This is a genomic window from Micromonospora sp. NPDC051006, assembly GCF_044456245.1.
Classification (GTDB): domain Bacteria; phylum Actinomycetota; class Actinomycetes; order Mycobacteriales; family Micromonosporaceae; genus Micromonospora.
Window position 1 is genome coordinate 67,317 of record NZ_JBITFP010000015.1, and the last position, 15,995, is coordinate 83,311.

Here is a 15,995-nt window from a genome sequence, read left to right on the forward strand (position 1 = left end):
ACAGCGTACACATGAGTAGAGCCGAAGGAGACACCCCATGAGCAGCACCTCGGCCAGCGGAACTCGGGTTGCGATCGTCACCGGCGGATCCCGGGGCATCGGTCGGCAGGTGGTCCAGCGGCTGGCGGCCGACGGATACGCCGTCGTCGTGAACTACGTGGGCAACCAGGCCGAGGCGGACGCGGCGGTCGCCGAGGTCCGCGCGGCGGGCGGCCAGGCCGTCGCGGTACGGGCCGACGTCGCCGACGAGGTCGCCGTGGCCGCCCTCTTCGATGCCGCCGAGCGGGAGTTCGGCGGGATCGACGTGGTGGTCAACGCGGCCGGGGCGATGGCGTTGAGCCCCATCGCCGATCTCGACCTCGACCAGCTCGACCGGCTCCTGCGGGTGAACGTGCGGGGCACCTTCGCCGTCGACCAGCAGGCCGCCCGTCGGGTGCGCCGGGGCGGGGCGATCATCAACTTCTCCAGCTCGCTCATGCGCTTCGCCCGCCCCGGCTACGCGGCGTACGCGGCGAGCAAGGGCGCGGTCTCCGCGATCACCCTGATCCTCGCCCGCGAGCTGCGCGGCCGGGACGTGACGGTGAACGCGGTGGCCCCCGGCCCGACCGGGACCGCTCTCTTCCTCGACGGCAAGGACGAGGAGACCCTGGCCCGAATCGCGGCCGAGCCCCCGATGGAGCGCATCGGCACCCCCGAGGAGATCGCCGAGGTGGTGGCCTTCCTCGCCGGCCCTGGCCGCTGGGTCAACGGCCAGGTGCTGTTCGCCAACGGTGGGGCGATCTGACCCGCCCCTCCCCCGCGGCAAGGTCAAGCCGGCACCGGTCGGGCCGCCCACTCGGCGGCCACCCGGTGCGGATCACCGAGGCGGAACCGCGGCGGGTCGTGCAGCAGGAAGTCGCGGTGGCTGATGTTCCAGGCGTACGCGCCGGCCATGGCGAAGACCAGCACGTCCCCCACGCCGACCGGCCCGGCGTCGGCCGAGCGGGACAGCACGTCCTTGGGGGTGCACAGCTGGCCCACGACGGTGACCGGGCCGCCGTCGGTGCGCGGACCGGCGCCTCCCGGTCGCCGGTGCACGGTGAACGGCTGCGGATGCCCCTTCGCCGCGGGCGTGCGCAGGTGATGCGTGCCGCCCGCCACCACCACGAACCACTCGCCGTGCGACCGCTTCACGTCGATGACCTCGGTCAGGTACGACCCGCAGTAGGCGGTGACCGACCGGCCCGGCTCGATCCGCAGTCGCAGCCCGGGGTACGCCCCGAGGATGTCGGCCAGCGCCCGGCCGTAACCGGCCCAGTCGAACCGGGCCGCCGGGTGGCGGTAGTCCACCGCCATGCCGCCGCCGACGTCGACCTCGGCCGCGTCGAGCTGCCCGACCGACCAGCGCACCACCTCGGCGGCGACCTCCCCGGCCAGCGGGGCGTCCAGACCGCTGGCCAGGTGTGCGTGCACCCCCCGCACCTCGACACCTTCGGGCGGGCGCCGGGCGCACCGCACCGCGTCGACCGGGTCCATGCCGAACGGGCTCGGCCCGCCCCCCATGACCAGGCTCGCCCCGGGCGCGGCGACCGGCAGGTTCACCCGGAGCAGCACCTGGGCCGTGGTGCCCGCGGCGAGGGCCAGCGCGCCGAGGCGCCGCAGCTCGGTCGGCGACTCGACGTGGATGCGGTGCACCCCGGCGGCGAGCGCCGCGACGAGATCCTCGTCGGTCTTGCCCGGTCCGGCGTACGCGGCCGGCGCCCGGCCGGGCAGCACCTCGGCCAGCCTGCGCAGCTCGCCGCGGCTGGCGGTCTCGAACCCGTCGACGGCCGGGGCCAGGGTCCGCAGCACGTCGGCGTCCGGGTTCGCCTTGACGGCGTAGAGCAGCTCGACCCGGCGCGGCAACGCCGACCGGATGGACCGGGCGTGCGCGGCGAGCCCGTCGAGGTCGTGGACGTAGACCGGTCCGGTCACCGGAGCACGCCGATCGGGTTGGGCACCGGCACGAAAGGCGCGGCACGGTCAGGATCACGCCGCCAGCGGACCAGCAGGTTCGCCTTGGCCACCAGCGGTTCCCCGCGCAGCAGCTGACGCAGCTCGGGCGGGTCGCCCAGGTCGGCGGCCACGTCCGCGACGACCTCGCCCAGTTCCTGCCACAGGCGCGGCTCGATGCCCGGCCGGGCGTCGGCGAGCGCCCCGCAGACGCCGGCCAGGTGGTTGACGAACAGGCAGTAGACGATCCGGTGGCGGGCGTCCGAAGCGCGGTAGCGCGCCTGCGGTGGAACACCGTCCGGCCAGGTCGCCAACCGGTCGGCGTCCAGCTTCACCCCCTCCAGGTCGCGCAGCAGCATCCGCACCGGCCGGCGGGCCCGGTCGAGCAGCACGACCACGTTCTGCAGGTGCGCCTCGTACACGACGCCGTGGCGGAGCCAGGAGCGCAGCACCGCCGGCACCAGCAGTCCGACGTACGCGCGCCACCAGGCCACCGGGTCCGGCACCGCGAGCGGCGCGGCGGCCAGCGCGGCCGCCAACAGCGGGGTCTCCCCGGGGCGCAGGTGCGGGCGCAGGCCGGTTCGCAGGATCGTTCCGTACGCCTCGTCCGCGCCCGGCACGTCGACCGTGCGGTAGGCGGGCTCGGTGAGCAGCGCGACCCCGGCCGGCAGCGGCACGGTGGCGAGCAGCCCGGTGAGGGCCACCGCTCCGGTGAGTTCGTACCGCGCGTTCTTGCGCAGGCAGTTGGTGATCCGCACGTGCAGGCTGGTCTTGACGAACAGGTCGGCCATCGGGGCGTAGAGGGTGCGGACGCTGGCCGTCGGCCGCACCGGGACGCCGGCCGGGCCCAGCTGCAGAGCCCACGGATGCACCGGCGGGACCAGCGACAGCTGCCAGGGATGCACCGGCAGCACCTGGTGCCCGGCGGGTGCCCGCGGCGGGTCGAGGGCCTCGATGAGCGGATCGAACGGCCCGGCGCCGGCCACCCGCTCGTCCGGGATCGCGAGCCAGTGCAGCCGGAAAGCGGTGCGCAGTTCCGGCGCGTACGCCCGCCAGCCGTCCGGATCCCCGCTGCGCCACTTCGGGGCGGGATGGTGCGGATGGCCGAAGAGCAGTGACTGCTCGGAGTCCACGTAGGCGTCGACGGCCGCGTCGCCGGTCGGGCTGGGATCCTGCGCCGGCCGCCCGGCCAGCAGCCGCGCGACCGTGTCGCGGCTGGCCCGGATCTGCCCGACGAACTCGTCGTTCACCAGGCCGGTGCGGGCGGTGAGCTCCGCCGCGACCTGCTCGGCCAGCTGCGCCGCGTCGAGATCCTCCCACTGGTCGCCGGCGGCCAACCGCTGCACCGGCCCGGTGTAGCGGTGCGCACCGAGCGGTGAGGCCCGCGCGAGGGCGCAGCGCAGTGTCACGTCGAGGTGCCGCAGCCGCAGGCGCACCGCCCGGCCCGTCACGCTCGCGTCGCCGTCGGGCTGGGCGACCTCGCGCAGCAGGCAGCCGAAGACGGCGTGGGCCGCGGCGAGGTCCGCGAGCCGGTCGGTGTCGGGGCCCGGCCGGGAGCGCAACCCGGTGCACGTCATGACGTCTCCCGCAGGTAGTTCGGTCCGGTGCGCCGGTAGTACTTGTTCACGTCGGCGCAGCCCAGTCGCTGCTTGGGCAGGAGGGTGCCGGCCGTGAGCATCGCCTTGATCGGCAGCCGGGCGGCGTCCAGCACCCGCTCGGTGAGCAGGCGCGCCGCCGGCCCGGCGCCCCACCGGTCGCGGGCGGCGGCCAGCCGAGGCGCCAACGCGGCGGCCGGCGACGGCACGCTCACCCCTCGGGCGGCGAGGGCGAGCAGGGGCGCCGCCGCGGCCAGGTGCAGGCTGATCGTGACGAACACGTCGGCGAGTTCCTGCGGATCGTGTGCCCACATCCGCTCGTCGCGCAGCGTGAGCCCGCCGGGCCCGCGGTGTCGGGGGTCCAGGCGGGCGCCGTCGTTGTCCTTGTAGAGCAGACCCACCGACCGGTCCGGGCGGACCAGCAGGTGGATGTTCTGCGGATGTGCCTCGAGGGCGACTCCGTACCGCAGCCAGAGGCAGACGTGCCAGTCGAGCAGCAGGTCCAGGTAGGACCCGATCAGCGCTCCGGGCCTGCCGTCGCTGACCCGCTCGGCGACGGTGCCCGCCACGGGGTCGGTCGCGGCGAGGGCCGCCACCGGCACCACCTGCGCCCCGGCCAGGTCGCGCGGGAATCGGCGCAGCAGAAAGCTCAGTCGCTCGTCGCCGCCGACGTGCGCGTACGTGCCCTCGTCAACGTGCCGGATCCGGCCGGCGAAGGCCGGTTCCGTTGCGGCGATCCGGTCGAGCAGCCCGGCGACGGCCGCTCCGTCGGCGAGCGTGTCCGGGTGCAGCGTCCGCCGGTTGCGGGCGCCGAGGGTCGCGGTGGGCAGCGGCAGCTTCAGGTGGGTGTACGGGTCGTGCTCGAGCGCCACGGTCCGCATGGAGAGGGTGGGCCGCACGGCGATCACCGGCTGGTCCGCCACCGGCAGCGCGTCGCGCGCGGCGGTGAGCGGGTGCACCGGCATCAGCGGCTGGTCGGTCCGTTCCGCCCGTGGCCACCACGACGGCAGTTCACCGGTGAGCCCCACCGTGTCGGCGGGAACGGCGTGCCAGCGCAACGGGAAGCGGGGCGCGTGTTCGGGCGCATAGCGGAGCAGTTCGTCGTCGCCGAGGCCGTGCCGGCAGCGGTCGGTGGGATAGACGGGGTGCCCGGCGTGCGCGGCGAGCACGTCGTCGAGCAGCGCCGCCGGCATGCCGGTGCGGGTGAGAGCCCGTTCGGCGGCCACCGAGGCGTACACCCGGGGGCGGGCCCGGGCGGTGAGGCGCCGAGCCCGCAGGTCGGCGCGGCACTCGGCGGCGAAGGTCCGCCAACCGGCCTCCGCGTCGGGGTCGGTGTGGGGTGCGAGCAGGGTCAGCAGACCGTCCACGGTGTCGACCTGACGCACGGGCGCCGCCGCGCCGACGACGTGCAACCGCGGCTCGGCCATGCGGAAGCTCTGCTGGAAGCCGTCCCTGCGGACGGGCATCCGCAGCAGCCCGTTGGCGTGCGGGACCTCCCACCAGTCGGCGCCGGCCGGCCGGCCCCGGCTGAGCAGCCCGAGGTGGTCCTCGCGCAGCAGGGCGTCGAGCACTCTGGCGAACAGTTCCCGCTCGGTGTCGTCGGTCATCCGGCGATGGTCCAGCGGAGGTCGTCCCGGAAGGCGGCCAGCGCCGCACGGACGCTGCTCTCGTCGGGGCCGATGGCGTGCAGCACGGCCAGATAGTCGCGGTTGGTCCCGGTCCGGTCGGCGCTGCGCCCGATCTCGCGCAGCGGTCGGCAGGCCAGGTGGACGCCGTCATGCACCGCGTCCAGCCGGTCGGGGGCCGCGACCAGCCGGCCGGGGCGGTCCGCGCAGACGTACTCGACCCGGGCGTACCGGTTGCTCGCGGCGGGGGCGGGCAGCTCCAGCGCGGTCAGCGGTTCGCCCAGGTGCAGCCGGATGACGTGCTCGAACAGCGGTACGCCGAGCAGCTCCGCGAGGATCAGGTCCATCCGGTCGCCGATCAGCCGGTAGTTCACCTCGATCAGCCGGACCCGGCCGTCCTGCACGACGTACTCGGTGTGGCACGCGCCGAAGCCGACGCCGAGCGCGTCCAGCTGCGCCCTCACCTGGGCGCTGACCCGCTCCTGCGCCGGCGACCAGTCGAGGCTGACCTCGGTGAAGGTCGGTGGCGGGCCGAGACCGGTACGCCAGCCGCCGAGGACGGCCAGCGTCGTCGCGTCGCCGAGGGTCTCATGGGTACGCAACTCGCCCGCGAGGTACTCCTCGACCATCAGCGCGACGTCTGGTCGGCGCTGGCGGATCTCGGCGATCCGCGCGGTCAGCTCCCGGTGGTCGGTGACCAGGTAGACGTCCTCGCTCGCCACGCCGTCGCGGGGTTTGACGACCGCCGGAAACATCTCGTCCGGCACCGCCGGTGTCGTATCGGGGTCGACCACGACGGCGCTCACCCGGTCGAGACCGGCGGCGGCGATCGCCTGCCGGGCCGCGGCCTTGTCCTTGCAGCGCCGGGCCGCGCCGGGCTCCTTCGCGGGCAGGCCGAGCTTCCGCGCGGCGAGCGCGGTCGCCTCCTGCAGGTGATCGCTGTTGGAGAACAACGCCGCCGGTCGGTCCGCTGCCGTCGCCGCGAGCACCGCCGCCGGGTCGCGGACCGCGCATCCGCTGACCGGCACGCCGGCCGGCCACTGGTCGGGGCGGTCGGTCAGCACGGTGACCGACAGGCCGAGTGCGGCCGCCGCCGGCAGGAATCCCTCCAGGACGGCGTCGGTGGGATTGAGCGCGGTGAGGTACAGCCGCATCTCACCTCCGTCGACGGGACTGACCGTCCGCGATCCGGTGAATCAACCTGACAGGAGTGACCTCCGTGGCCGCCGGCAGCGCGGTCCGGAGCCCGGGACGTCGGTTCACGTGGCTCTCCAGTAGCCGAGGCTGGTGAGCTGGTGCTTGCCGACGCCCAGAGTACGGCGGATGTGCCGGGAGATGCTGCGGGTGTTGGCCGCCTCGCCGGCCACCCAGTAGTGGGCGGTGTCGCTGGCGGGCAGGGCGGCGCGGACGGTCTCGACCAGGTGCTCGCCGGCATCGCGGCGAGGCACCCAGGTGACGTCGTGGTGCGCCCGCGCGCGCGGGGCGAGCACCTGCTCGCCCTCGTGGGCGTACTCCAGCCAGACCGTCGCCGGGATGTCGGCGCCGGCGTCGAGCAGGCTGTTCACCGCGGGCAGCGCGGAGGCGTCGCCGATCAGGTAGAGGTGCCCGGGTGCGGGGTCGGGGAGGCGGAACGCGCTGCCCTGCACCGTCGCGTCGATGGTGTCGCCGACCCGCGCCGCGGTGGCCCAGCGGGCGGCGCAGCCGTCGTGCAGGGCGAACTCGAGGCTGAACCGGCCGGTGGCCGGGTCGGGATCGACCAATGTGTACGCACGCTGGTGGGGCCGGCCGTCGTTGTCGAACCACAGTCGCACCCACATCGTCGGGTGCACCCCGCACGCCTCCAGCAGACCGCCGCCGTCCACGAGCAGCCGCTGATAGTGCCCGTCGACCGACTCGGTGCCCAGCACGGTCAACCGGAAGTCCCGGCCTCCCATGGCCTTGAGCACCAGGCCCTCCCAGTTCCGCTTCACGCACCCTCCAGGTAAGGTAAGCCTTTGTTAGGGGAGGGTAGCCTAGCCTAACTTTCAACCATGGGGGGTTCCCCAACACTCAGAGAACGGAAGACCTCACCATGCGCGCATGGCGTCCGATCCTGGCGGTGGTGGCGCTGAGCGCCGTGCTCGCCGGCTGTGGCAGCAACACCGACACCGGCGAGACCTCCGCCGCCGCTGCCGGTCCCTGGTCCTTCACCGACGGGTCCGGCCAGGTGGTCAAGGCTGACAAGACCCCGACCCGGATCATCGCCCACGCCGGTGAGGCCGCGGCACTCATGTCGTTCGGCATCAAACCGGTGGGGGTCTACGCGGACGAGTCGGTCAAGACCGACGCCAACCTGAAGAACCTCGACCTCACCGGCATCGAGATCCTCGGCCAGGAGTGGGGCAAGATCGACGTGGAGAGGGCCGCCGCCCTGCGGCCGGACCTGATCGTCGGGGACTGGTGGCCGGCCGAGAAGGCGCACAGCGGCATGGAGGAAGGCGTCGACGAGAAGAGCAAGAAGCTCGCCGAGCTGGCCCCCGTCGTCGGGGTCTCGCAGGGCAAGTCGATCGTGGCGCTGGCCGAGGGGTACGAGTCGCTCGCCAGGAGCCTCGGCGCCAAGGTCGACAGCCCTGAGATCGCGGCCAACAAGAAGCGCTTCGAGGAGTCGGTCGCCAGGTTCAAGGAGGCGGTCGCGGGCAAGTCCGACCTCACGGTGGCGGCCATGTCGCCCACCGACGAGAAGGTGTACGTGGCCAACCCCGAGTACGCGCCCGAGCTGCTGGACCTGCAGAGCTGGGGGCTGAAGGTGCTCAACCCGGCCAGCCCGGACCCGGGCTTTCCGTACTGGGAGAACCTCAGCTGGGAGAACGCGGACAAGTACCAGCCGGACCTGATCCTGTGGGACGGTCGCTCCCACACGCCCACCGTCAACGCCGAGTGGGGCAAGAAGCAGCCGACCTGGTTCAAGATCAAGGCAGCGAAGGCCGGCGCGGCCGTCTCCTGGCCGGCGTTCTGGTTGCACACGTACGGCGACTTCGCCACCGAGCTGGACAAGCTGACCGAGGCGGTCAAGGCCGCGGATCCGAATGTCGGCAACTAGCCGGTACGCGACGCGCACCGGGACACCCGACGTGCGGCGCGCCTCGGCCCTCGGGCCGGGGCTCGTCGCGCTCTGCGCGGTCCTCGCCGTCGTCGCGTTCCTGAGCGTGACGATGGGCGCGCGCTCGATCGGCCTGTCCGAGGTGCTCCGCGCGCTGGGCAGCCTGGGCGCTGACGGATCGATCGCCGACACGGTGACGCTGGAGCTGCGGGTGCCCCGCACCCTGCTGGGCATCCTGGTCGGCGCCGCGCTCGGGGTCGCCGGGGCGATCCTGCAGGGCGTCACCCGCAACCCGCTCGCCGACGCGGGAATCATGGGCATCAACTCCGGTGCGGCCGCCTTCGTGGTCTTCGCCATCACCGTGCTCGGCGTACGCGGCGTCGGCGTCTACGTCTGGTTCGCGTTCGCCGGAGCGATCGCGGCGCTCGCGCTGGTGTACGCGATCGCGTCGCTGGGCCGGGAGGGCGCCACCCCGGTCAAGCTGGCCCTGGCCGGGGCGGCTGTCACCGCCGGCCTGGTCTCGGTGACCACCGGCATCATGATGACGAACGTGGTCGCCCTCAACGAACTGCGGTTCTGGCAGGTCGGGTCGCTCGCCGGCCGGTACGCCCCGATCCTGACCGGGGTGGCGCCGTTCCTGCTGCTCGGCCTGGCCGCGTCGCTCGGTTTCGGGCGTGCCCTCAACGGCCTCGCGCTCGGCGAGGACACCGCCCGCGGCCTCGGCCAGAACGTCACCCGCACCCGGGTGGCCGCCTTCGCCGTGGTGGCGGTGCTCGCCGGCGCGGCCACCGCCGCCTGCGGACCGATCGTCTTCATCGGGCTCGTCGTGCCACACCTGGCCCGGTTCGTCTGCGGCCCCGACTACCGGTGGATCCTGCCGTACTCGATGCTGCTCGCCCCCATCGTGCTACTGCTCGCCGACGTGCTCGGCCGCGTGGCGGCGGCTCCGGACGAGTTGCAGGTCGGCGTGGTTCTCGGGGTGCTCGGCGCGCCCGCGTTCGTCGCGGTGGTGCGCTACGCCCGGCTGTCGGAGGTGTGAGCGGATGACGACAACGACGACCACGACGGACACCGCGGTCACCCCGCTCGACGTGGCGGCGGCGCTGCGCGGCAACCGGCGGCGTCGGGTCGCCCGGTCGGTCGTGGTGACCTGCGGCCTGGCCGTGGCCGTGGCCGCGCTCTTCGTGCTCACCATGATGGTCGGCAGCTTCCGGATCTGGGCGAGCGAGGTCATCGCCTCGGTGCTGCACCTCTCCGACAACCCCAGCGTCGACTTCGTCGTGCGCGGCCTGCGGCTACCGACGGCCGCCTCGGCCCTGGCGGTCGGACTCGCGTTGGGCGCCTCCGGGACGATCTTCCAGCAGCTGCTCCGCAACCCGCTCGCCTCCCCGGACTTCGTCGGCATCACCTCCGGAGCCGGGCTCGCCGCGGTCGCCGGCATCGTGCTCCTGCAGGCCACCGGGCTCGCCATCAGCGGGCTCGCCCTCGGCGGGGCGATCGTCGCCGCCCTGCTGATGTACCTGCTGGCCTGGCGCGACGGGGTCAGCGGCTACCGCTTCATCCTGATCGGCATCGGCGTGGCGGTCTTCTTCGACGGCCTCATCGGCTACGTGCTCACCCGGGCGCAGCTCTCCGAGGCCCGACAGGCCACGCACTGGCTGACCGGCTCCATCGGTCAGGCCAGCACCAGCGAACTGCGGCTGCTCATCGGCGCCCTGCTGGTGCTGCTGCCCCTCGCGATACTGCTCCAGCGACCGCTGCGTGCCCTCGAACTCGGCGACGACACCGCGCGTACGTTGGGCACCCCGGCGGAGCTCAGTCGCGCAGCCCTGCTCGGCACCGCGATCGCACTGGTCGCCCTGGCGGTGTCCGTGGCCGGCCCCATCGTCTTCGTGGCGCTCGTCGCCGGACCGATCGCCAACCGGCTCCTCGGCCCGGCCACCGGCGGGATCCTCCCCGCCGCACTGGTCGGTGCCGCGCTACTGCTCCTCGCCGACCTCGTCGCCGTGCACCTGCTGCCCACACCGCTGCCCACCGGCGTGGTGACCGGCGCGGTCGGTGCTCCCTATCTGCTGTGGCTGCTGATCACCACCAACCGGCAAGGAGCGGGCGGATGACCCGACTGCGCACCGAGAACCTGACCCTCGGGTACGACGAGCGGACCGTCGTCAGCAACCTCGACGTCGAGGTGCCCGACGGCCGGATCACCGCGATCGTCGGCGCGAACGCCTGCGGGAAGTCGACCTTGCTGCGTGGCATGGCCCGGCTGCTCGCACCCCGTGGCGGCGCCGTCTACCTCGACGGCAAGGCCCTCGCCGAGCTGCGCACCCTCGACGTGGCGAAGGTGCTCGGCCTGCTCCCGCAGACCCCCGTCGCGCCGGACGGCATCACGGTCGCCGACCTCGTCGCCCGGGACCGCTACCCCCACCAGGGCTGGTTCCGGCGGTGGACGGAGCACGACCACGAGGCGGTCGCCCGAGCACTGGAGGCCACCGGCAGCGCGGAGCTGATCAACCGTCCGATCCGGGAGCTCTCCGGCGGGCAGCGCCAACGCGTCTGGGTCGCCATGGCCCTGGCCCAGGACACCGATCTGCTGCTGCTCGACGAGCCCACCACCTACCTGGACATCAACCACCAGGTCGAGCTGCTGCGACTGCTGCGCAGGCTGAACGCGGAATCCGGCAAGACGATCGTCATCGTCCTGCACGATCTCAACCTCGCCGGCCGCTTCTGCGACCACCTCATCGCAATGGCGGACGGCTCCATCGTCGCCGAGGGAGCCCCCACCGACGTGGTCACCGCCGAGCTGGTCGAGAAGGTCTTCGGCCTCAGCTGCCTCGTCGTGCCGGACCCGGTCAGCGGCACCCCGATGATCGTGCCCGCCTGATCCAGGCCGCCCCGACAGGCGCCGGGGCTGCTGCTCGTCTCAGCGGCCGAGGAAGGCGAGCTGCGCCGGCTTGTGCGGGGTCTGCACCACCGCGCCGAAGGTGAACCCCAGCCGCTTCCACCGGCGCAGCGCGCGTTCGTTGCGGGCGTCCGGCTCGACCACGATGCGGCGTCGGCCCGGTTCCTGGAAGACGAACCGGGTCAGCGCGCCGGCGATCGTGCCGGTGAAGCCGGGGATCTCCCGCTCGGCCGGGGCGACGAACAGGTGGATGCCGAAGTCGCCGTCCCGCACCGGATAGAACTCTCCGATCGGATCGGCCGCGGGCTCGTAGGTCTGGAAGATGCCCGCCGGCACCTCGTCGAGCAGCATCAGGTAGGCGTGGTGGGTGGTGAGCCCGTCGACGAACTCGTAGACCTCGCGGACCTCGTCACGGGTGTAGCCGGTCATACCCCAGAATTCGGCGCGCGGCTCGGTGACCCAGCGGTGCACGGTGTCGAGGTGTTCTGACGGGTCGAGCGGGACCAGGGTGAACCGTCCGAGGCCGGGAAGGTCCTCGGTGTAGGCGCTCACCGGGACGCCTGCAACGGCAGCGACCGGACCAGCATCCGGTGCGAGCGCCAGCCGGGGTACGGCTCCAGGTCGCCGACGTGCCGGAACTTCAGTCCCTGCAACGACCGCCAGACCCGGGTGTTGGTCTCGGCGACCGCGAGCGAGACCCGCTCCTCCGGGCGCTGGGCCAGCAGGTCGGCCGTCATCCGCAGACCCAGGCGGTGCCGCCGATGCTCCGGCAGCACGAACGCCTCACAGATCGCGAAGGTCCGGCCCGACCACTCGGCGACCAGGTCCGGGTCCTCCGCAGAGAAGAGGTCGCGCCACCAGAGCGTCTCGGCCGGCAGCGGGCAGCCCATCACCGTGCCGACCAACTCGCCGCCGACATAGCCGACCGCGGCCTGGAAACCGGGCGCCTCGGCCGTCCAGCGCAGACGGTCCTCGACGGTGGGGTCGCTGTGGTCGGTCAGGTGCAGGTCGGCGGCGTGCACCCGGCGGTAGACGTCGGCGAGCGCGTCCAGATCGACCTCGTCGGTGATGACGACGCTGCTCTCCCGGTCGTCCTGCTGCATCTGACACTCTCCAAGTTCGGTTAGGCTTACCTAACCAGATGGAGCTTCCCCTCGGCAAGCAAGATCCGCCCACCGACCCCGACGACAGACCCGGGCGGATGCGAGGTTAGCCTCACCTAATTTACGAGATCGTTCCAGCAGACGGAGCAGGTGATATGCGCACCGGTCCATCCCGGCGTGGGCGCGGTGTGCTCTCCGGCGCACTTGCCGGGCAGCGCCGCCTCGTCATCCTGAGCGCGCTCATGGTCACCGCCCACCAGGCCGGCGAGGCGCTGGTGCCGTTCCTCATCGGCGTGGTCATCGACCGGGCGGTCGGCGGCGGCGCCGGTGATCTGGCGCTCTGGCTCGGTGTGCTCGGCGCCGTGTACCTCGGTCTCAGCTACGGCTTCCGGTACGGCGTGCGCTACGGCGAACGGGCCGCCGAGCAGGTCGCCCACGGGCTACGGCTGCGCCTGACCCGACGGGTGCTCGACGCGCGCGGCGGCGCCGAGGCGGACCGGCTGCCCGGCGCGCTGGTGTCGATCGCCACCAGCGACGCCGCCCGCGTCGGCGCGGTCGCCGTCGCGATCGCGTCGGGCGTGGCGGCCGTGATGGCGCTGGCCCTCGCGGCGGTGCTGCTGCTCTGGATCTCGCTGCCGCTGGGGCTGCTGGTGCTGCTCGGCATCCCGCCGCTGCTGCTGCTCACCCATCTGCTGGGCAAGCCGCTGGAGGGGCGCAGCGAGTCCGAGCAGGAACAGAGCGCGCACGCCTCGGGCATCGCCGCCGACCTGGTCAAGGGGCTGCGGGTGGTCAAGGGGCTGCGGGCGGGGGACGCGGCGGTCGAACGGTACGCCGACCGCAGCCGGCGCGCGTTGACGGCGAGCGTCCGGGTCGCGCGCGCCGAGGCGGCGTACCAGGGTCTGGTGCACACGGCCAGCGGCGTGTTCCTGGCGGTCGTCGCCGTCGTGGGTGGCGTCCTGGCGGCCGGTGGCGACATAAGCGTCGGCCAGCTGATCTCCTCGGTGGGCCTGGCCCAGTTCCTGGTCGGTCCGATGTCGACATTCGGATGGGTGGGCGTCGACCTCGCCCAGGGGCGCGCGTCGGCCCGGCGCATCGCCGCGGTGCTCGACGCCGCGCCGGCCGTCGCCGGGGGTGCCGCCGAGCCGGCCAGGCCCGTCCGGGGCCGGGTCACCCTGCGCGGGCTGCACAGCCCACCACTACGGGGCGTCGACCTCGACATCGACGCCGGGGAACTGGTCGGGATCGTCACGGCCGATCCGGCCGAGGCGGCCGCGCTGGTCGGCCTGTTCGGCCGCGCGTACGACCCGGTTGCCGGGGCGGTCGAGCTGGACGGCGTCGCCCTGGCCGAGCTGGATCCGGGCAGCCTGCGCTCCGCGATGCTGACCACCGAGCACCACACCGATCTGTTCGACGGCACGATCCGCTCGAACATCACCGCCGCCGGGCGGGCCCGGGTGGACCTGGTCGACGCCGCGGTGGCCGCCGCCGCCGCGGACGAGGTGCTCTGGACGCTGCCGGACGGCCTGGACACGGTCCTGGACGACCAGGCTCGCGCACTGTCCGGCGGGCAACGCCAACGCATCGCCCTGGCCCGGGCCCTGGCCACCGACCCGGCGGTGCTCGTGGTGCACGATCCCACCACCGCGGTCGACACCGTTACCGAGGCCCGTATCGCCACGCGGCTGCGGTCGGTGCGGGACGGCCGGACCACGGTTCTGATCACCACCAGCCCGGCCCTGCTGGCCGCCACGGACCGGGTGATCGTGCTGGACGACGGAGTCGTGCGGGCGACCGGCCGGCACGGCGAGCTGGTCGCCGCCGACTCCCGCTACCGATCGACGGTGCTGGCATGACGGACGGATCGATGTTGCTGCCGATCGCCACCGGGCGGCGTACGCGCGCGATGCTGCGGGTGCTGCTGCGTCCGCACCGAGCCCGCCTCGCCGGGGCGTTCGCGCTGCTGGTGGCGGGGACCTCGGCCGGGCTGGTCACGCCGCCGCTGCTCGGCCATGTCGTCAACCTCGCCACCGCCGGCAGCGGCGCCGGGGAGATCGTCCTCGCCGGCGTCGCGCTGGTCGGCGCGGCGCTGACCGAGGCGGCGCTCGCCGGCGTCGGCGTCGCCCTGCTGGCCCAGGTCGGCGAGGGGGTGCTGGCCCGGCTGCGGGAACGCTTCGTCGAATCGGCGCTGCGGCTGCCGTTAGAGCAGGTGGAACGCGCCGGCGCCGGGGACCTGACGTCCCGGGTGACCAACGACGTCGCGGTGATCGCCGAAGCCGCCCGCACGGCCCTGCCCGAGTTCACCCGGGCGCTGCTGACGATCGGGCTCACCCTGGCGGGCATGGCCGTGCTCGACTGGCGGTTCCTGGTCGCGGCGCTGATCGCTGTTCCGGTTCAGTTGCACACCGTCCGTTGGTACGCCCGCCGCGCGATCCCGCTCTACGCCCGGCAGCGGGTCGCGGTGGCCGGGCAGCAGCACCACCTGCTCGCCACCATCAACGGCGCGGCGACCATCCGGGCGTTCCGGCTCGCCGATCACCACCGCGACCGGGTCGGCGCGCGCTCCCAACAGGCCGTGGACCTCCTGCTGCGGGGAGTCGCCCTGCAGACCCGCTTCTACGCCCGGCTGCACGTCGCCGAGCTCGCCGGACTGGCCGCGGTGCTCGGCACCGGCTTCTTCCTGGTACGCGCGGACGCGGTGAGCATCGGCACCGCGACCGCCGCGGCCCTGTACTTCCACGGCCTGTTCGGCCCGATCAACGTCGCGCTGGCACTCGTCGACGATGCCCAGGCGGCCGCCTCCGGGTTGGATCGGCTGGTCGGTGTGGCCGACCTGGCCACGCCGCGCACACCCACTCCGACGACGCCCCCCGGCCCGCGCCGGTCCGGAGTGCCCGGGCCCGCGGTGTCGGTGTCCGGGCTGGACTTCGCCTACTCCCCCGACCGGCCGGTGCTGCGCGGCATCGACCTGACCGTCGGCCTTGGCGAACGGGTGGCCGTCGTCGGCGCCAGCGGCGCCGGCAAGACGACACTGGCCAAGGTGATCGCCGGGGTGCACCGGCCGGTCGTCGGAATGGTGGAGGTACCCGGCGGCGAGGTCGCGCTGATCACCCAGGAGGTGCACGTCTTCGCCGGTCCACTGATGGAGGACCTGCGGCTGGCCCGGCCGGGCGCCGGCGACGACGAGGTGCGCGCGGCGCTGGCCACGGTGGACGCGCTGGCCTGGGCGGAGCAGTTGCCGGACGGACTGTCGACCGAGGTGGGCGCGGGCGGACACAGCCTGACCGCCGCCCAGGCGCAGCAACTCGCGTTCGCCCGGCTGATCCTGGCCGACCCGCCGGTCGCCATCCTCGACGAGGCCACCGCCGAGGCGGGAAGCGCCGGCGCGCGCCTGCTGGAACGGGTGGCCACGGCCGCGCTCGAGGGCCGGTCGGCGCTGATCGTGGCGCATCGGTTGAGCCAGGCGGTGAACGCGGACCGGATCGTGGTCATGGACGCGGGACGGATCGTGGAGGTCGGCTCGCACGAGGAGCTGATCGGTCGGGAAGGGCCGTACGCCACGCTGTGGCAGGCGTGGTCGGACCAACGGCCGCTGCCGACCGCGTGACGGCCCCGCTTTTCCGGCGACGCCGACTGTCAGACGTACGACCCGCGATGACCTCGTGCCGCCCGGAGGCTTCACTGCCTTGCGGGCGGCACCGGCCAGGCTCGCATCCGGCC

Annotated in this window: 14 protein-coding genes; 7 read left to right on the forward strand and 7 right to left on the reverse strand. The window is 73.6% G+C overall.

What is annotated here, in order from left to right:
- The first annotated feature begins 37 nt into the window (after positions 1–37).
- Complete coding sequence (locus tag ACIBBA_RS21960) at positions 38–784, forward strand: SDR family oxidoreductase (RefSeq protein ID WP_396699830.1); 747 nt, start codon at positions 38–40, stop codon at positions 782–784.
- Positions 785–807: 23 nt separating this feature from the next.
- Here ACIBBA_RS21960 and ACIBBA_RS21965 read toward each other — a convergent pair whose 3' ends face one another.
- From ACIBBA_RS21965 to ACIBBA_RS21985, 5 genes are all read right to left on the reverse strand, one after another.
- A complete protein-coding gene (locus ACIBBA_RS21965) occupies positions 808–1,953 on the reverse strand; it encodes an alanine racemase (protein ID WP_396699831.1) in 1,146 nt (381 codons plus the stop codon).
- Positions 1,950–3,548 (reverse strand): IucA/IucC family protein, encoded by a 1,599-nt coding sequence (locus tag ACIBBA_RS21970; protein WP_396699832.1) that lies wholly within the window; start codon positions 3,546–3,548, stop codon positions 1,950–1,952. The genes ACIBBA_RS21965 and ACIBBA_RS21970 overlap by 4 nt, the downstream gene beginning before the upstream one ends.
- The gene (locus ACIBBA_RS21975; RefSeq protein WP_396699833.1) at positions 3,545–5,173 is read right to left on the reverse strand and encodes an IucA/IucC family protein; all 1,629 of its coding nucleotides are present in this window, start codon (positions 5,171–5,173) and stop codon (positions 3,545–3,547) included. The genes ACIBBA_RS21970 and ACIBBA_RS21975 overlap by 4 nt, the downstream gene beginning before the upstream one ends.
- Complete coding sequence (locus ACIBBA_RS21980; RefSeq protein ID WP_396699834.1) at positions 5,170–6,345, reverse strand: acetyl-CoA carboxylase biotin carboxylase subunit family protein; 1,176 nt, start codon at positions 6,343–6,345, stop codon at positions 5,170–5,172. Before ACIBBA_RS21980 ends, ACIBBA_RS21975 begins: the two co-directional genes overlap by 4 nt.
- Before the next feature lie 105 nt (positions 6,346–6,450).
- Positions 6,451–7,161, reverse strand: coding sequence for a siderophore-interacting protein (locus ACIBBA_RS21985; protein WP_396699835.1), 711 nt, complete (start codon positions 7,159–7,161; stop codon positions 6,451–6,453).
- A 101-nt stretch (positions 7,162–7,262) separates the two neighbouring features.
- Here ACIBBA_RS21985 and ACIBBA_RS21990 point away from each other — a divergent pair, with 101 nt between their 5' ends.
- From ACIBBA_RS21990 to ACIBBA_RS22005, 4 genes are read left to right on the forward strand one after another with little or no spacing between them, the layout of a single operon-like run.
- Positions 7,263–8,270 carry an ABC transporter substrate-binding protein gene (locus ACIBBA_RS21990; protein WP_396699836.1) on the forward strand — a complete coding sequence of 336 codons (1,008 nt, stop codon included), beginning with the start codon at positions 7,263–7,265 and terminating at the stop codon, positions 8,268–8,270.
- A 31-nt stretch (positions 8,271–8,301) separates the two neighbouring features.
- Complete coding sequence (locus tag ACIBBA_RS21995) at positions 8,302–9,309, forward strand: FecCD family ABC transporter permease (protein ID WP_396699837.1); 1,008 nt, start codon at positions 8,302–8,304, stop codon at positions 9,307–9,309.
- A 4-nt stretch (positions 9,310–9,313) separates the two neighbouring features.
- Positions 9,314–10,387 carry a FecCD family ABC transporter permease gene (locus tag ACIBBA_RS22000; RefSeq protein ID WP_396699838.1) on the forward strand — a complete coding sequence of 358 codons (1,074 nt, stop codon included), beginning with the start codon at positions 9,314–9,316 and terminating at the stop codon, positions 10,385–10,387.
- Entirely contained in the window at positions 10,384–11,157 is a 774-nt protein-coding gene (locus tag ACIBBA_RS22005; RefSeq protein ID WP_396699839.1) for an ABC transporter ATP-binding protein, read from the forward strand. The genes ACIBBA_RS22000 and ACIBBA_RS22005 overlap by 4 nt, the downstream gene beginning before the upstream one ends.
- A 39-nt stretch (positions 11,158–11,196) precedes the next feature.
- Here ACIBBA_RS22005 and ACIBBA_RS22010 read toward each other — a convergent pair whose 3' ends face one another.
- On the reverse strand, positions 11,197–11,727 hold the full coding sequence (locus ACIBBA_RS22010) for a GNAT family N-acetyltransferase (protein ID WP_396699840.1): 531 nt from the start codon (positions 11,725–11,727) through the stop codon (positions 11,197–11,199).
- The gene (locus tag ACIBBA_RS22015) at positions 11,724–12,278 is read right to left on the reverse strand and encodes a GNAT family N-acetyltransferase (RefSeq protein ID WP_396699841.1); all 555 of its coding nucleotides are present in this window, start codon (positions 12,276–12,278) and stop codon (positions 11,724–11,726) included. Before ACIBBA_RS22015 ends, ACIBBA_RS22010 begins: the two co-directional genes overlap by 4 nt.
- A gap of 155 nt (positions 12,279–12,433) precedes the next feature.
- On the opposite strand from ACIBBA_RS22015, the gene ACIBBA_RS22020 reads away from it, so the two are divergent.
- On the forward strand, positions 12,434–14,131 hold the full coding sequence (locus tag ACIBBA_RS22020; protein WP_396699842.1) for an ABC transporter transmembrane domain-containing protein: 1,698 nt from the start codon (positions 12,434–12,436) through the stop codon (positions 14,129–14,131).
- Positions 14,128–15,882 carry an ABC transporter ATP-binding protein gene (locus tag ACIBBA_RS22025; protein ID WP_396699843.1) on the forward strand — a complete coding sequence of 585 codons (1,755 nt, stop codon included), beginning with the start codon at positions 14,128–14,130 and terminating at the stop codon, positions 15,880–15,882. Before ACIBBA_RS22020 ends, ACIBBA_RS22025 begins: the two co-directional genes overlap by 4 nt.
- Positions 15,883–15,995: the final 113 nt, after the last annotated feature.